The 15026-nt window shown below is 60.0% G+C and carries 16 protein-coding genes and 1 riboswitch; of the genes, 12 read left to right on the top strand and 4 right to left on the bottom strand.

Going from position 1 to position 15026, the window contains the following annotated elements:
* Positions 1 to 2: 2 nt before the first annotated feature.
* Genes pduD through pduA form a run of 4 tightly spaced genes read right to left on the bottom strand, consistent with a single transcriptional unit; the run spans position 3 to position 3464 of the window.
* A complete protein-coding gene (gene pduD / locus GQR96_RS19825) occupies positions 3 to 677 on the bottom strand; it encodes a propanediol dehydratase medium subunit PduD (protein ID WP_017899216.1) in 675 nt (224 codons plus the stop codon).
* A gap of 10 nt (positions 678 to 687) precedes the next feature.
* A complete protein-coding gene (gene pduC, locus GQR96_RS19820; RefSeq protein ID WP_004105132.1) occupies positions 688 to 2352 on the bottom strand; it encodes a propanediol dehydratase large subunit PduC in 1665 nt (554 codons plus the stop codon).
* Positions 2353 to 2370: 18 nt separating this feature from the next.
* Positions 2371 to 3183 carry a propanediol utilization microcompartment protein PduB gene (gene pduB / locus GQR96_RS19815; RefSeq protein WP_004205485.1) on the bottom strand — a complete coding sequence of 271 codons (813 nt, stop codon included), beginning with the start codon at positions 3181 to 3183 and terminating at the stop codon, positions 2371 to 2373.
* Complete coding sequence (pduA, locus tag GQR96_RS19810) at positions 3180 to 3464, bottom strand: propanediol utilization microcompartment protein PduA (RefSeq protein ID WP_001183618.1); 285 nt, start codon at positions 3462 to 3464, stop codon at positions 3180 to 3182. Before pduA ends, pduB begins: the two co-directional genes overlap by 4 nt.
* 525 nt (positions 3465 to 3989) lie before the next feature.
* On the opposite strand from pduA, the gene pduF reads away from it, so the two are divergent.
* The 12 genes from pduF (at position 3990) to GQR96_RS19750 (ending at position 15023) form a co-directional block, all read left to right on the top strand.
* Positions 3990 to 4790 carry a propanediol diffusion facilitator PduF gene (pduF, locus tag GQR96_RS19805; RefSeq protein ID WP_004105118.1) on the top strand — a complete coding sequence of 267 codons (801 nt, stop codon included), beginning with the start codon at positions 3990 to 3992 and terminating at the stop codon, positions 4788 to 4790.
* 188 nt (positions 4791 to 4978) lie between these two features.
* Positions 4979 to 5890, top strand: a complete 912-nt coding sequence (gene pocR / locus GQR96_RS19800; RefSeq protein WP_004205486.1) for a transcriptional regulator PocR — start codon at positions 4979 to 4981, stop codon at positions 5888 to 5890.
* Positions 5891 to 6170: 280 nt separating this feature from the next.
* Positions 6171 to 6349, top strand: a riboswitch (cobalamin riboswitch).
* A gap of 92 nt (positions 6350 to 6441) precedes the next feature.
* Positions 6442 to 7818 (top strand): cobyrinate a,c-diamide synthase, encoded by a 1377-nt coding sequence (locus tag GQR96_RS19795; protein ID WP_004205487.1) that lies wholly within the window; start codon positions 6442 to 6444, stop codon positions 7816 to 7818.
* On the top strand, positions 7815 to 8774 hold the full coding sequence (gene cbiB / locus GQR96_RS19790) for an adenosylcobinamide-phosphate synthase CbiB (RefSeq protein WP_017899212.1): 960 nt from the start codon (positions 7815 to 7817) through the stop codon (positions 8772 to 8774). The genes GQR96_RS19795 and cbiB overlap by 4 nt, the downstream gene beginning before the upstream one ends.
* A gap of 10 nt (positions 8775 to 8784) precedes the next feature.
* The gene (locus GQR96_RS19785) at positions 8785 to 9420 is read left to right on the top strand and encodes a cobalt-precorrin-8 methylmutase (protein WP_004205491.1); all 636 of its coding nucleotides are present in this window, start codon (positions 8785 to 8787) and stop codon (positions 9418 to 9420) included.
* Complete coding sequence (gene cbiD / locus GQR96_RS19780; protein ID WP_004205492.1) at positions 9417 to 10556, top strand: cobalt-precorrin-5B (C(1))-methyltransferase CbiD; 1140 nt, start codon at positions 9417 to 9419, stop codon at positions 10554 to 10556. The genes GQR96_RS19785 and cbiD overlap by 4 nt, the downstream gene beginning before the upstream one ends.
* Positions 10550 to 11155 (top strand): cobalt-precorrin-7 (C(5))-methyltransferase, encoded by a 606-nt coding sequence (locus GQR96_RS19775; RefSeq protein ID WP_004205493.1) that lies wholly within the window; start codon positions 10550 to 10552, stop codon positions 11153 to 11155. Before cbiD ends, GQR96_RS19775 begins: the two co-directional genes overlap by 7 nt.
* The gene (locus GQR96_RS19770) at positions 11145 to 11714 is read left to right on the top strand and encodes a decarboxylating cobalt-precorrin-6B (C(15))-methyltransferase (RefSeq protein ID WP_023319048.1); all 570 of its coding nucleotides are present in this window, start codon (positions 11145 to 11147) and stop codon (positions 11712 to 11714) included. Before GQR96_RS19775 ends, GQR96_RS19770 begins: the two co-directional genes overlap by 11 nt.
* Positions 11707 to 12480, top strand: coding sequence for a cobalt-precorrin-4 methyltransferase (locus tag GQR96_RS19765; protein WP_004149602.1), 774 nt, complete (start codon positions 11707 to 11709; stop codon positions 12478 to 12480). The genes GQR96_RS19770 and GQR96_RS19765 overlap by 8 nt, the downstream gene beginning before the upstream one ends.
* A complete protein-coding gene (gene cbiG / locus GQR96_RS19760) occupies positions 12461 to 13516 on the top strand; it encodes a cobalt-precorrin 5A hydrolase (protein WP_004205497.1) in 1056 nt (351 codons plus the stop codon). The genes GQR96_RS19765 and cbiG overlap by 20 nt, the downstream gene beginning before the upstream one ends.
* Positions 13516 to 14241 (top strand): precorrin-3B C(17)-methyltransferase, encoded by a 726-nt coding sequence (locus GQR96_RS19755; RefSeq protein ID WP_049003250.1) that lies wholly within the window; start codon positions 13516 to 13518, stop codon positions 14239 to 14241. The genes cbiG and GQR96_RS19755 overlap by 1 nt, the downstream gene beginning before the upstream one ends.
* Entirely contained in the window at positions 14238 to 15023 is a 786-nt protein-coding gene (locus GQR96_RS19750; protein ID WP_065905341.1) for a cobalt-precorrin-6A reductase, read from the top strand. Before GQR96_RS19755 ends, GQR96_RS19750 begins: the two co-directional genes overlap by 4 nt.
* The last annotated feature ends 3 nt before the right edge of the window (positions 15024 to 15026 follow it).

The following is a 15026-nucleotide window of genomic DNA, read 5'->3' as shown; positions in this document are numbered from 1 at the left end:
TATCAAAGCGCCACGCGCAGTTCCTGCGGGTTTTTGCCCGTCACCACGTACTTGGTCTCTTTAATGTGCAAAATGGCCGATTTCGCCTGGTATTTTGGCCGCGCCATCTGGTCGTTCAGCGTCGGGACCGGCTGCGGCGATTCGCGTTTCGCATAGCGGGCGGCGTTTTTACCAATCTGACGATAGGTTTCCAGCGTCAGCAGTGGCGCCTGCGGGAACAGCTCCAGGTTAGAGAGCGGCGGCAGGCCCTGCTGGTGGATAACGGTGGTGCCTTTTGACTGGATGCCGATAGAGATGCCGGAACCGCTCAGGCGATTGCCTTCAACGGCGACGAAGGCCACGTCGGAGGATTTAAAGCAGCGAATTACGCGCGCCTTAATGCCTTCTTCTTCAATACCGGCAATCACTTCGCGCAAAATGCTCTTGTGCGGTATGCCGACGATATTGACGGTCTGCGCCAGGCCGAAAGCCGGGCCGACGGCGATAATCACTTCATCCTGCTGCGTGCCCTGACGCGCTTCGCCGACTTCCGTCAGGAAGCCGTCGCCAGCAGGCGCGGTTGCCTGCGGCGCAGCGGAGGCCGCCGGCGCATTAAACGAGACCGGTTTATCGCTGCTCTTCATTTCGCTAAGCACTTCTTCAATTATCAGGCGCAGCAATTTTTCATTAATTTCCATTTCTCACCCCTTAATCAATCTCGTTGGGATCAAGAGCGCCAGGGATGTTTTTAATCTCTTCCCAGCGTTCGCCCTGCAGGCGATAGCCCGTTGCCGGACCGGCATAATCGTTAACGTCGTTGACGGCTGATAGCACCTGTCCGTCGCCGACGATGATTGCGGAGGTATGCAGATAGTCCCCGGTCAGCTTGGCTTTCTGGATGTTGAGCATGTCCTGGGCCACGTCGGTGAAGCCGCCCTGCGCCAGCGCTTTCACCACCTCCAGGCCGTTGCGGTTTTTATTGATGATCTCCTGGGCGAATTTGATGTCCTCGACGATGTTGCGCTCCGGCATATCTTTCGAACCGTGGGCGTAGGTCGCGGCTTCCACTTCTTCATCGGTAATCGGCGGCAGCCCCATTCCGGCAAACACGGCCTGCAGCGCGCGGGCGGCTTTGTTACGGATGGCGATAACATCTTCTTCGCGAACCGGACGCAGACCGCCGTCGACCTTCAGGTCGCGCTGGATAACGTTGTAGTCGTCAAAGTCTTCGGCATCTTCGTTGGAGCCGGCGAACATGTTGTCGTAGTTCGGCACCGCGGAATAACCGGAGGAGATAAAGTCGGTTCCCGGCAGGAACTGCATCAGCAGGCGCGCGGTACGACGCATATCGGAGTGGGTGAAGGTCTGGTCGTTACTGGAGGCGCATTCGAGATCCAGCGAAGAGCAGATCAGGTTTTCCGCCAGCACCGCGCGAATGCCTGACGGAACAGCAGACGGCACGCCGATGCAGCTTACCGAGCCGTTTTGCAGCCCCTGCACGCCAGCGGCTTTGGTGATGTAGATGCAGCGCGCTTCCAGATACAGCATGGATTTGCCTTCGGCGTAGCCCATTTGTACTTCCGAGCCGGAGCCGGAGGTGAAGCGCATTTTCAGGCCGCGGGAGGCGTAGGACGAAGCTAAGAAACCTTTCGACCATGGCGTATCGTCACCGTCGGTGAAGACCGGCTCGGTACCGTAGACGGAAATGGTTTCGGCGTAGCAGGTGTGGCCCAGCATGCCAAGCTTCAGTTCGGTCGCTTCTTCCAGCGAGCACTGAGTCAGTACGCCCGGGCGGCCTACCTGCGAGCCGACCAGCAGCGCGATGGCGTTAAACGGCGCATAGCGCGCGACTGCAACCGTGGTTTCCTGTTCGTCAAATCCGCGCCATGCGCCTTCGGCGGCGTCGGCGGCAATCTGTACCGGGTTATCTTTGACGTTGGTGACGTGCGCCTGCTGGGACGGGGTGCGGCGGGCGCGCATTTTCTGCATCGCCATCATCATCTCAACGACGTTCATATGCGAAACCACTTCGACAATTTTTGCCGGCGTCATCGCGGTGGTCAGCGGGACGATTTCGCTACGCTTGACGTTCGGATCGCAGAGCATATTGGCCAGTTTGACCGAATCCATCGCCATCACTTCTTCGGCGCGATTCAGGTTGATACCGTAGCGGGCGATAAAGTGGTCGATCAGGTCAAAATCGCTCACCGGTTTCCCGTCCAGCTCGGTCACCGCGCCGTTAACGATTTTTATCGACGGTTTCGGATCGTTCGGGCTTTCCATCGCGATAAAGCCTTCTTCGATCCACTCCTTAACGAAGCCGTCCTGATTCACAGGGCGTTTCGCCAGTGCTTCAAATCTTTTCGATCTCATGAATCAGCCTCGCGGGTATCAGATGTAGGAGGGGCGATCGTTTTTCGGTTCAGCACCGAGGGTCGCAAGGACGGTTTTACCGATTTCGCGCGCGGAGGTGACTGCCTGGCGGACCGCGCCGGAGTCGCCGGAAATCACCAGGATGGCTTCGTTACTGAAGCTGGTGCCGTGCGCCGGAGAGCTATACGCCACGACTTCTACGTTGGCTGACTTCAGGGCGGTATCGGCCATCAGCACGCCAACGGAGGCCGGTGCGCCGACGATAATGCCGCAGGCGCGGCCAATCGGCGCGCCGAAGGCTTTTTCCAGGGCGTAGCTGGCGCGGGCGGTGTACTGCAGCTCGATATGTCCGGCTTCATTGCCGTAAACATCGCCAAAGGTGCGATCGAGCTCTTTCAGGGCGACTTCGATACCGCGCTTAACATCGGAAACGTCGTTGCCGCCTAAAATAATCAGCGAACCGTGGCCCGCGCCGCCTTTGGTATCGCGTGGAAGCTCAATGCTGACCACTTCGGTGTTGGTGGCTTTCACCGCTTCGTCCGCCGCCATAATGTGCGGGCCTGCGCCGGTGCGGGCGCCGAGAATGCCGATGGAGCGATAGCGTTTTTCAAGCTTCATCGCGTCCAGCAGGGCGGTATCGACGTTGGCGATCACCAGGCCCAGGGTGTCGCCAATGGCGGTCCCGACAAATTCCGTTAAACTGCAGCTTTTTTCTGCCATAGCCGTCTCTCGTATTGGATGGTTTTCAGTAGGGATGGCCTGCTGTTCCGGCGTTGCCACACGGGCAATCACTTGAGCCATGATCTGTTCAACCAGCTCATTGCTGCTCATTGGCTAATTCCCTTCGGTAAGATTTTTTCTACATCGGTGTGAGGGCGTGGGATGACGTGTACGGCTTTCACTTCTCCCACGTTACGTGCGGCGGCGGCACCGGCATCGGTGGCCGCTTTCACCGCGCCAACGTCGCCGCGCACGATGACGGTGACCAGCCCGGAGCCAATCTTTTCATAGCCCACTAACATCACATTGGCTGACTTAACCATTGCATCAGCGGCCTCTATGGCTGCGGTTAAGCCTTTGGTTTCTACCATTCCTAGTGCTTCTTGTTGCATAAAGACCTCGCATGGAGTGTTCCGATAGTGGGGACTATAAGAAGATGCGAGGAAAAAGAATGGCTGACTTCAATGTGATGGTGAAAAAATAGTGGGTATTGGATAATATAAAATTGTCTTTTATTTATTTAAGTGCTTGATGTTAATTATTATTTTTATTTGTGTTGATGTGATTATCTTGTTTTGTATATTCCATATTTACAAATTTGTTCATGACGATTTCAATTTTATCTGCTATGCGCGAGAAACTGATTTGTGATGTTTGTTGGAAAACGATGAGCTGGTTTTAGCAATATTTTTGCATGCCATGGTGGTGGCATAATGGCGAAAGCCGCGCGTGAGCAATGCAATTCTGCGTTATTTAATGACAATAATTTGTTATTGATGCCCGAATTTTCCGGAGGCTGCCGTCAGCAGGTTGCCAACAATTTGCGGACGGGAGTTCATATAGTGGTGCCCGTTGTACTCTACTGCCAGCAGGATGTTGGCTGGTCAGGACACGAACTCTGCTAAGAAGGTGTCATAATGAATGATTCGTTAAAAGCGCAATGTACCGCCGAGTTTTTGGGCACCGGGCTATTTTTGTTTTTCGGCATCGGCTGCCTGAGCGCGTTAAAGGTGGCGGGAGCCAGCCTCGGACTGTGGGAGATATGCATTATCTGGGGGCTGGGGATCTCGCTTGCCGTGTATCTGACTTCGGGGATCTCCGGCGGCCATCTCAACCCGGCGGTGACCGTCGCGTTATGGCTGTTTGCCTGCTTTCCCGGACGCAAAGTTTTCCCCTATATCGTTTCACAGGTTGCCGGCGCCTTTGGCGGCGCGGTGCTGGCCTATGTGCTGTACAGCACGATGTTTACCGAGTTTGAATCCGCCCACCATATCGCGCGCGGCAGCGTAGAGAGCCTGCAGCTGGCGAGTATTTTCAGCACCTACCCGGCGGCATCGCTGAGCATCTGGCATGCGGCGCTGGTTGAAGTGGTGATCACCTCCATGCTGATGGGGATGATTATGGCGCTGACCGACGACGGCAACGGCGTACCGAAAGGGCCGCTGGCCCCGCTGCTGATCGGCCTGCTGGTGGCGGTCATTGGCGCTTCAACCGGGCCGCTGACCGGCTTTGCAATGAATCCGGCGCGTGATTTTGGGCCGAAGCTGTTTACGTGGATGGCGGGTTGGGGCGATATCGCGATGACCGGCGGAAGGGATATACCGTACTTTATTGTGCCGATTATTGCGCCACTGATCGGCGCCTGTCTCGGCGCGGCCATCTATCGTTATCTGATTGGTAATAATCTACCGTGTAATACCTGTAAATTAGAGGATTAATGCATCCGCTGAAATAGCGAAAAATTTTCATGAACCGGTATCACGAACTGGCTAAAAACGTCTCCCACGGATGGGAGACTTTTGCTATCGTAATATTCTTTTATCGTTGGCGGTAAATGATGATGAAAGGAAGTGAATATTAAAGAAATGTTTTATTTATAACAAAAAATTAACTGAGAGGTTTTATCATGATTTCTGCGAGCACACTGAACTCAGAACTCATTAATAAAATCGCACAGGATTTTGCGCAGGCCACCAGTCTGGCGGTTGTGGTTGTCAATATTCACGGTGATGAAATATCTGAACTGTTTAACTTCACCCCTTTCTGCCAGCTGATGCGCCAGCACCCCCAGCACAGCTCCCGCTGTCGCATGAGCGACCGCTGCGGCGGCCTCGAGGCCTCGAAAACCGATGCGCTCTGTATCTACCGCTGTCACGCCGGGTTAACCGATTTTTCCATTCCGCTGGTTATCGCCGGGCACCTTGTGGGCTTTGTGCTCTGCGGCCAGGTTCGTCTGAGCAACGATATCGAACTGGTGGACATCCTTAACGTGGATGACCGCTGGCAGGACGATCCGGCGCTGGTTCAGGCGTTCCGCGATGTGCCTGAGATGGACTATTCGCGGGTTATCGCCTCTGCGGATCTGCTCAAGCTGATCGTCGAGAATTGCCTGAAAAAACAGCTTAACTTCGTGGTTATCAAGGATAACCCGCCGCAGAACGACCCGGCGCAGAGCAGCCGGGCGGCCTCGCCGCACGATGGCAAAATGAAGAAGGCGCTGCGCTATATCGACGCGCATCTCTCTGATGAACTGCGTCTGGAGGAGGTGGCGGCGCACGTCTATCTCAGCCCGTACTACTTCAGCAAATTGTTTAAAAAATATCAGGGGATCGGCTTTAACGCCTGGGTCAATCAGCAGCGGATGGCGAGCGCAAAAGAGCTGCTTTGCCACAGCGACTGGAGCATTGCCAGCATTGCGCGGAATTTAGGTTTTTCGCAAACCAGCTATTTTTGTAAAGTGTTTCGCCAGACCTATCAGGTAACGCCGCAGGCGTTTCGTCAGCAAATTAATGCCGGATCACAAACTGAGTCATTTTAAATGACAATATTTTGCTATTGCCGATTTTTGATATCCCGGAGTATCTTCATCATTATAAAATGAAAAAAACGACAGTAGAGCAATAAATTGTCATAGCGCAACAAAATAATGATATTCGAGGGATAAACTACACCAGTTTTTATTTTTGTGATGGGATAGAGTGTCCGTTAATACGAGACCGATGATTATTCAAAACCGCTTCACTCCGCAGGCGTCATTCTGGCGGGGGATAAGGCGGTAAAAGTAAGCTTGAAACATTAACCGCCGATGCAGGGCGCATCGGCGAATAAAACCGACAGGTTCGACACCAGTTTGGTGTCAGGGAAGGGGGTGTCAATCCCCCGCAGCCCCCGCTGCTGTGATGCTGACGACCCCGTAAAAACCACTGATCGTAAGATTGGGAAGGGCGGGCGAGAACGAAGCTAAGCCAGAAGACCTGCCTGCCGGTAACAGACCAACAACTTCGGTGGGAAGTGGGTGGCTTAGCGGTGCGTGGTCGCAGGACCAGGCATGCGCGCAGCTATACTCTGACCACCTGAACAGGACAGGGTATGGCAACCAGGCGTGCGTTCATTCTTGCGGGTACCGGTAGCGGTTGTGGCAAAACCACCGTGACGCTCGGCCTGCTCAGCTTGCTCCAACAGCGCGGTTTGCGGGTGCAACCCTGTAAAGTGGGGCCAGACTATTTAGACACCGCCTGGCACACCGCCATCAGCGGCGTCGCCTCCCGCAATCTCGACAGCTTTATGCTTCCCGCCCCGATACTCAACGCGCTGTTTGTCGACCAGCTCCAGCAGGCCGATATCGCAGTCATTGAAGGGGTGATGGGCCTCTATGACGGCTACGGCACCGACCCCAACTACTGCAGCAGCGCGGCGATGGCCAAACAGCTTGGCTGCCCGGTGATTTTGCTGGTGGATGGCAAAGCGGTCTCGACCTCCATCGCCGCCACGGTGATGGGCTTTCAACATTTTGATCCGGCCCTCAATATCGCCGGCGTGATCGTTAATCGCGTCAACAGCGACACTCACTTCCAGCTGCTGAAAAGCGCCATTGAGCGCTACTGCCAGGCGCCGGTGCTCGGTTATGTGCCGCGCGTGGAAGGCGTGGCGCTGCCCGAGCGGCATCTGGGGCTGGTGACCGCCCGCGAGTCGGTGGTTAATCAACAGGCATGGCGGGATTTTGCCAGCCTGCTGGGGCGCACCCTCGACATCGACCGGCTGCTGTCCCTCAGCGAACTGGCGAACCTGCCGGCCGGCGAGTGGGGGGAGCAGCTTGCCGCCGACGCCGGCGAAGGGCTGACGCTGGCCCTCGCCGACGACGAGGCCTTCAATTTTTATTATCCCGATAACCTGGCGCTGCTGGTCCGCTGCGGCGTGAAGATCGTGCGCTTTAGCCCGCTGCGCGATCGCCAGCTGCCGGCCTGCCAGATGATCTGGCTTGGCGGCGGCTACCCGGAGCTGCACGCGGCCGGCCTGTCAGCCAACCAGGAGATGCTGGCGCAGCTCCGCGCGGCGCACCGGCGCGGGGTGGCGATCTACGCCGAGTGCGGCGGCCTGATGTATCTGGGCTCCGCCCTGGAGGTCACCGGCGGCGAGCGCTATGCGATGGCGGATATCATTCCCGGCTACAGCCGGATGGGGACGCGTCTGACCCGGTTCGGCTACTGCGAAGCGCAGGCGCAGCAGCAGACGCTGCTGGCCGCCCCCGGCGAGTGGCTGCGCGGCCATGAATTTCATTACTCCGATTTTACTCCCGCCACCGCCGCCGTGCTGGCCTGCCGTAAACAGCGGGACGGCAAGACGCTTCAGCAGTGGCAGGGAGGATGGCAGTCCGGCAGCGCCTTTGCCAGCTATCTCCATGTCCATTTTGCCCAGCGACCCACCATGCTCAACCACTGGCTGCAGGCGGCAAGGAGGACGCTATGACTCTTCTCGCCTGGTGTGTGGCCTGGATACTCGATGTCGTCATTGGCGATCCGCCGCATTGGCCGCATCCGGTGCGCTGGATAGGTCGTCTGATCAACATCAGCCAGCGCGTGGTGCGGCGGGTCTGCCATAGCGAGCGGGCGCTGCGCATTGGCGGCGGGGTGATGTGGCTGGTGGTGACCGGCCTGACGTGGGCTGTGGCCTGGGGCGTACTGGCGCTGGCGCGCGGGATCCACCCCTGGCTGGGATGGCTGGTGGAGGTATGGATGATCTTCACCGTGCTGGCGGGGCGCTGTCTGGCGCAGTCGGCGCGGGACGTCGAGCGACCGCTGCGCGCGGGGGATCTGGCGGAAAGCCGTAGCAAGCTGTCGTGGATTGTCGGGCGCGACACCACACAGCTCCAGCCGCAGCAGATTAACCGCGCGGTGGTGGAAACAGTGGCGGAAAACACCGTCGACGGCATTATCGCGCCGCTCTTCTTCCTGCTGCTGGGCGGCGCGCCGCTGGCCATGGCCTATAAGGCGGTCAACACCCTCGATTCCATGGTCGGCTATAAGCACGAAAAATACCGGGCGATCGGCATGGTCAGCGCCCGTCTTGACGATGTGGCCAACTTCCTTCCCGCCCGGCTGAGCTGGCTGCTGCTTAGCCTCGCCGCCGTGGTATGTCGGGAAGATGGCGCCCGGGCGCTGCGGACGGGCTGGCGCGATCGCTATCAGCACAGCAGTCCTAACTGCGCCTGGCCGGAAGCGACGGTCGCCGGCGCGCTGGGGATCCGCCTTGGCGGCCCGAACGACTACTTCGGCCAGCGCGTTGAAAAACCCTGGATAGGCGACGCCGTCCGCGACATTGCGGTGGACGATATTTCCCGAACCATTCGATTGATGTGGGTGGCGTCAACCCTGGCGCTGGCGCTGTTTATCGGCCTGCGCTACTGGCTGGTCGGCGCGGCCTGAGGAGAACCTGATGCAGTACATACAACAACCGCAGGCGATTGAGGCGAAAAGCTTCGACATTATCAGCGAGATCATCGCCGAAACGCGACCGGACTACCGTTTCGCCAGCCCGCTGCACGAGGCGATTATCAAGCGGGTGATCCACACCACCGCTGACTTCGAGTGGCTGGATATTCTGTGGTTTTCTCCGGATGCCCTGATCGCTCTGAGCGAGGCGCTGAGCCGGCCCTGCACCCTGTATACCGATACCACCATGGCGCTGTCCGGGATCAACAAAACCCTGTTAGCCCGCTTTGGCGGCGAATGCCGCTGCTATATCAGCGACCCGCGGGTGGTGCGCGAGGCGCAAAGCCGGGGGATGACCCGCTCGATGGCGGCGGTGGATATTGCGGTGCAGGAGCCCGGGGAGAAAGTGTTTGTCTTTGGCAATGCGCCAACTGCGTTGTTTCGCCTGCTGGAACACCGCGAAACGGCCATCGGCGGCGTGGTGGGGGTGCCGGTCGGGTTCGTCGGCGCCGCGGAGTCGAAAGCGGCGCTCAGCGAGAGCGGCCTGCCGGCTATCGCTGCGCTCGGCCGCAAAGGGGGAAGCAACGTGGCGGCAGCAATTGTGAACGCCCTGCTGTACCACCTGCGGGAGGCGCAATGAGCGATCAGGCCTTTGACGACCCGGTGTGGCATCACGGCAAAGCCCTGCGCAAGGGCTACACCACCGGCTCGTGCGCCACGGCGGCGGCTAAGGTGGCGGCGCTGATGGTGATGCGCCAGCACCTCATTCATCAGGTCTCCATTGTCACCCCTTCCGGCGTGACCCTGTGCCTTAACGTCGAGTCGCCGCACGTCGAAGGGCAGCAGGCGATCGCCGCGATTCGTAAAGACGGCGGCGACGACGTTGACGCCACCCACGGGATGCTGATTTTCGCCCGCGTGACGCTCGACGACTCCGGCGAGATAACCCTGCGCGGCGGCGAAGGTGTCGGCACAGTCACCCGCAAAGGGATCGGCCTGCCCATCGGCAGCCCGGCGATTAACCGCACCCCGCGCCACACCATCGAGTCGGCGGTGCGCGAGGCGATTGGCCCGTCGCGCGGGGCGACGGTAGAGATTTTCGCCCCGGAGGGCGAGGTGCGGGCGCAAAAAACCTATAACGCGCGGCTGGGGATCCTCGGCGGGATTTCGATTATCGGCACCACCGGGATCGTCACCCCGATGTCGGAAGAGAGCTGGAAGCGCTCGCTCTCCCTCGAGCTGGAGATCAAACGCGCCGCCGGACTGGAGCGCGTGGTGCTGGTGCCGGGGAACCACGGCGAGCGCTTCGTACGTGAGCAGATGGGCATCGACTCGCAGGTGGTGGTCACCATGAGCAACTTCGTCGGCTACATGATTGAAGAGGCCGTGCGCCTCGGGTTCCGTCAGATTGTGCTGATTGGCCATCCCGGCAAGTTGATTAAAGTCGCCGCCGGGATCTTCCATACCCACAGCCATATCGCCGATGCGCGCATGGAAACGCTGGTCGCGCATCTGGCGCTGCAGGGGGCACCGCTGGCGCTGCTGCAGCTGGTGAGCGAATGCGATACCACCGAAGCGGCGATGGAGCACATCGACGCGTACGGTTTTCAGCCTATCTATAACCATCTTGCTGAACGCATCTGTCTGCGGGTGATGCAGATGCTGCGCTTTACCAAAGCGCCGCCCGTCTGCGACGCCATCATGTTCTCCTTTGATAACAAGGTTCTCGGCAGCAATCGGCCGATCGCCGAGATTGCGCGGGAGATGTCATGTTAACGGTGGTCGGCATGGGGCCGTCAGGCCTGCATTTGATGACGCCGGCGGCGCAAGATGCGGTCGCCAGCGCGGATGCGCTGGTAGGCGGTAAGCGGCATTTAGATCAGTTCCCCGGATTTCGCGGCGAACGGTTTGCGCTGGGCGCCAATATTGCCGAACTGCTGGTCTGGCTCGGCGAACGCGCAGCGCAGAAAGTGGTGGTGCTGGCCTCAGGCGACCCGCTCTTTTACGGCATCGGCACGCGGCTGATCGCCCACTTTGGCATCGAGCGCGTGCGCATTATCCCCGGCATCAGCGCGGTGCAGTATCTCTGCGCGAAGGCCGGTATCGATATGAACGATATCTGGCTGACCAGCAGCCACGGACGGGACGTCTGTTTTGATGAGCTGGCGCGCCAGCGCAAGGTGGCGATGGTGACCGACGGGCGCTGCGGGCCGCGGGAAATCGCCGCCCAGCTGGCGGCGCGGGGTAAAGGGTATCGCTGGATGGTGATTGGCGAAAATCTGGCGATGGATAACGAGCGGATCCACTGGCTACCGGTCAGTGAGGTCGATGCCGAATATGAGATGAACGCGGTGGTGATCCTCGATGAAAGATGAGCTTTTTCTGCGCGGCGAGAAGGTGCCGATGACCAAAGAGGCGGTTCGCGCGCTGGCGCTGGCCAAACTTGAGCTACACCGGGCAAGCCACTTGATTGATATCGGCGCCGGTACCGGCAGCGTGTCGATTGAGGCGGCGCTGCAGTATCCCTCTTTGCAGGTAACCGCCATCGAACGCAACCCCGCGGCTCTCCGGCTGCTGGACGAAAACCGCCAGCATTTCGCCTGCGGCAATATTGAGATCCTGCCCGGCGAAGCGCCGATGGTGATGACCGAACGCGCCGACGCCATTTTTATGGGCGGCAGCGGCGGCCGCCTCGACGAGCTCATTGACTGGTCGTGGCAGCAGCTCTATCCCGGTGGCCGTCTGGTGATGACTTTTATCCTGCAGGAGAACCTGAATGCGGCTCTCGACTATCTGCAGCAGCGGGGGATTACACAGATTGATTGCCTGCAGCTGAACGTCTCATCGCTGACCACGCTGGGCAGCGGCCACTACTTCAAACCCCATAATCCCGTTTTTGTCATCGCCTGTCAGAAGGAAGGAAACCATGGCTGAGACTTTTGATCCCCATTGCGTGTGGTTCGTCGGCGCCGGTCCTGGCGATCGCGAACTGATTACTCTCAAAGGCTACCGTCTGCTGCAGCAGGCGCAGGTGGTGATCTACGCCGGGTCGCTGATCAACACCGAGCTGCTGGCCTACTGTCCGCCACAGGCGGAGTGTCACGACAGCGCCGCGCTGCATCTGGAGCAGATCCTCGATCTGATGGAAGCGGGCGTGAAGGCGGGAAAAACGGTGGTGCGCCTGCAGACGGGGGACGTCTCGCTGTACGGCTCGGTGCGCGAGCAGGGCGAAGAGCTGACCCGCCGCGGGATCCGCTGGCAGGTGGTGCCGGGCGTCAGCGCCTTCCTCGGGGCGGCGGCGGAGCTGGGGGTGGAATATACGGTGCCCGAGGTATCGCAAAGTCTGATTATTACCCGTCTGGAAGGGCGCACGCCGGTTCCTGCGCGCGAACAGCTGGAGGCCTTTGCCAGCCACCAGACCTCGATGGCGATTTACCTGTCGGTGCAGCGTATTCACCGGGTGGCGGAGCGGCTGGTGGAGGGCGGCTACCCGGCGACCACCCCGGTCGCGGTGATCTATAAGGCCACCTGGCCGGAAAGCCAGACCGTCCGCGGAACCCTTGCGGACATCGGCGATAAGGTACGCGACGCCGGGATCCGCAAAACGGCGCTGATCCTCGTCGGTCCCTTCCTCGGCGATGAGTATCACTACTCCAAACTGTACGCAGCGGATTTTAGCCATGAATACCGTAAAGCCTGAATCCATTGCCCTGTTTTGCCTGACGCCCGGCGGCGTGCGGCTGGCAAAAAGGCTGGCGGCCATGCTGCCGCTCACCTGCTACACCAGCGAGGCGCTGCAGGAGGAGGGGTTTATCCCCTTTAACGGCGGCTTTGCCAGCGCTGCCCGCGAGGCGTTCAGCAGCTTTTCGGCGCTGATTTTTATCGGCGCCACCGGGATTGCCGTGCGGGTGCTGGCGCCGCTGGTGAATGACAAGCTCAGCGACCCGGCGGTGGTGGTGATTGATGAGCGCGCCCGGCACGTCATCAGCCTGCTCTCCGGCCATGCCGGGGGGGCCAATGCCCTGACCCGCTATCTCGCCGGGATGCTCGGCGCCGACCCGGTGATCACCACCGCAACCGACGTCAACGAGTTGGCCGCCCTCGACACACTGGCTGTTGAGCTGAACGCCCGGATGACCGATTTTCGCGCGACGGTGAAAACCGTCAATCAGATGCTGGTGAGCGGTAAGCGGGTGGGACTGTGGTGCGACGCTGAATTTACCGAGGCGCTAAGCCGCTGCGACCAGCGCGGCTTTATTCCGGTGAGGAACCTTACGCGCTTGCCGTCGCTCGACGCGCTGATCTGCATCACCCTGCGCCGGTCGCTGCCGCCGCTGCCGATACCTCACTGGAAGCTGGTGCCCCAGCGGGTGGTGGCGGGGATCGGCTGCCGGCGCGACACCCCCTGCGCGCTGCTCAGTACGCTGCTGGAGCGCCAGCTTGCTGCCCAGCGCCTTGACCCACTGGCGTTGAAAGCGATCGGCAGCGTGAGCCTGAAGGCAAACGAGCCGGGGCTCCGCCAGCTGGCTCATCGCTGCCGGGTGCCGTTCGAAACCTTCAGCGCCGAGGCGCTGCGCGAGCACGAGCACCGCTTTCCGGCCTCGTCTTTTGTCCGGGAGACGGTCGGCGTCGGCAGCGTCTCCGGCCCGGTGGCCTGGCTGCTGAGTCAGGGAAACCTGTCCGGCGAAACCCTGCGCGAGCAGGGCGTCACTATTACTTTGGGAGTTTCACACTGATGTTAAGCGTAATCGGAATTGGCCCTGGCTCGCAGGCGATGATGACCATGGAAGCCGTGGAGGCCCTGCAGGCGGCGGAGATTGTGGTGGGCTACAAGACCTACACCCACCTGGTAAAAGCCTTTACCGGTGACAAGCAGGTGATCAAAACCGGCATGTGCAAAGAGATTGAACGCTGCCAGGCGGCCATCGAGCTGGCGCAGGCCGGGCACAACGTGGCGCTGATCAGCAGCGGCGACGCCGGCATCTACGGCATGGCGGGGTTGGTGCTGGAGCTGGTTAATAAGCAGCAGCTGGACATTGAGGTCCGCCTGATCCCGGGGATGACGGCCAGTATCGCCGCCGCCTCGCTGCTCGGCGCGCCGCTGATGCATGATTTCTGCCATATCAGCCTCAGCGATCTGCTGACGCCGTGGTCGGTGATTGAAAAACGCATTGTCGCCGCCGGGGAAGCGGACTTCGTTATCTGTTTTTACAACCCCCGCAGCCGCGGCCGCGAAGGGCATCTGGCGCGCGCCTTTGCGCTGCTGGCGGCCAGCAAAAGCGCGGATACGCCGGTTGGCGTGGTCAAATCCGCCGGGCGTAAAAAGCAGGAGAAATGGCTGACCACCCTCGGGGAGATGGATTTCGCCCCGGTGGATATGACCAGCCTGGTGATCGTCGGCAACAAAGCGACATACATCGATAACGGTCTGATGATTACCCCGCGAGGCTACGCGCTGTGAACCACGGCGACGTGCTGGTTATCGGGGGCACCAGCGATGCGCGGGCGATCTGCCAGCAGCTGGACGCCGCCGGCGTGCGCTACACCCTGTCGGTGGCGACCTCCACCGGCGAGCAGCTGGCCGGCGCTATCCGTGGCCAGATACGCTGCGGGCGCATGGAGTGGCAGCAGATGGCGGAGTGGCTGAAGGCGCAACGCACCCGCTGGGTAATCGACGCCTCTCACCCCTACGCCGAGGTGGTCAGCGAGAATATTGTACGCGCCTGCGCCAGCGTCGGAGTCTTGCTCAGCCGCTATCAAAGGCCGGAGCAGCTGAGCGATCTGCGCCATCCGCTTCTTCACGTCGTCGGCGATCTGAACGAGGCCTGCGCGGTAGCCCATCGCCTCGGCGAGCGGATCCTGCTGACCACCGGCAGCAAAGATCTGGCGGCCTGGCGGGCGGGGCTGGCGGATAAAACGCTGCTTGCCCGGGTGCTGCCGGTGCCGGAGGTAGTTCAGCACTGCAGCGAACTGGGATTTGGCGTGGGGGAGCTCTTTGCCCTCTGCGGGCCGTTCAGCGCTGAATTTAACGCCGCCTTTTATCGCCAGTGCCGGGCCGACGTCGTGGTGACGAAAGCCTCGGGGGCGGAAGGGGGCTATCAGGAAAAAGTACAACCCTGTCTCGATGCGGGGATCCCCTGCATCGTCATTACCCGTCCGGCGCCGCTGGTGACGGGCGATGAATTACTGCAAAGCCAGGCCGATTTCGCTGCGCGGCTGACGCGCTGGCTGTCGGCGACTTGAGGA

Source organism: Klebsiella sp. PCX (assembly GCF_021869705.1).
Lineage (GTDB): Bacteria > Pseudomonadota > Gammaproteobacteria > Enterobacterales > Enterobacteriaceae > Klebsiella > Klebsiella quasipneumoniae.
This window is presented reverse-complemented; position numbering and strand designations above follow the sequence as displayed.

Bases quoted from the DNA above. Each gene is read 5' to 3' on its own strand.
- GQR96_RS19795 (WP_004205487.1), top strand. From the start codon at position 6,442: ATGGCAACCAGGCGTGCGTTCATTCTTGCGGGTACCGGTAGCGGTTGT.
- cbiG (WP_004205497.1), top strand. From the start codon at position 12,461: ATGAATACCGTAAAGCCTGAATCCATTGCCCTGTTTTGCCTGACGCCC.
- cbiB (WP_017899212.1), top strand. From the start codon at position 7,815: ATGACTCTTCTCGCCTGGTGTGTGGCCTGGATACTCGATGTCGTCATT.
- GQR96_RS19785 (WP_004205491.1), top strand. From the start codon at position 8,785: ATGCAGTACATACAACAACCGCAGGCGATTGAGGCGAAAAGCTTCGAC.
- pduB (WP_004205485.1), bottom strand. From the start codon at position 3,183: ATGAGCAGCAATGAGCTGGTTGAACAGATCATGGCTCAAGTGATTGCC.
- cbiD (WP_004205492.1), top strand. From the start codon at position 9,417: ATGAGCGATCAGGCCTTTGACGACCCGGTGTGGCATCACGGCAAAGCC.
- pduD (WP_017899216.1), bottom strand. From the start codon at position 677: ATGGAAATTAATGAAAAATTGCTGCGCCTGATAATTGAAGAAGTGCTT.
- GQR96_RS19755 (WP_049003250.1), top strand. From the start codon at position 13,516: ATGTTAAGCGTAATCGGAATTGGCCCTGGCTCGCAGGCGATGATGACC.
- GQR96_RS19775 (WP_004205493.1), top strand. From the start codon at position 10,550: ATGTTAACGGTGGTCGGCATGGGGCCGTCAGGCCTGCATTTGATGACG.
- pduC (WP_004105132.1), bottom strand. From the start codon at position 2,352: ATGAGATCGAAAAGATTTGAAGCACTGGCGAAACGCCCTGTGAATCAG.
- pocR (WP_004205486.1), top strand. From the start codon at position 4,979: ATGATTTCTGCGAGCACACTGAACTCAGAACTCATTAATAAAATCGCA.
- GQR96_RS19770 (WP_023319048.1), top strand. From the start codon at position 11,145: ATGAAAGATGAGCTTTTTCTGCGCGGCGAGAAGGTGCCGATGACCAAA.
- pduA (WP_001183618.1), bottom strand. From the start codon at position 3,464: ATGCAACAAGAAGCACTAGGAATGGTAGAAACCAAAGGCTTAACCGCA.
- GQR96_RS19765 (WP_004149602.1), top strand. From the start codon at position 11,707: ATGGCTGAGACTTTTGATCCCCATTGCGTGTGGTTCGTCGGCGCCGGT.
- pduF (WP_004105118.1), top strand. From the start codon at position 3,990: ATGAATGATTCGTTAAAAGCGCAATGTACCGCCGAGTTTTTGGGCACC.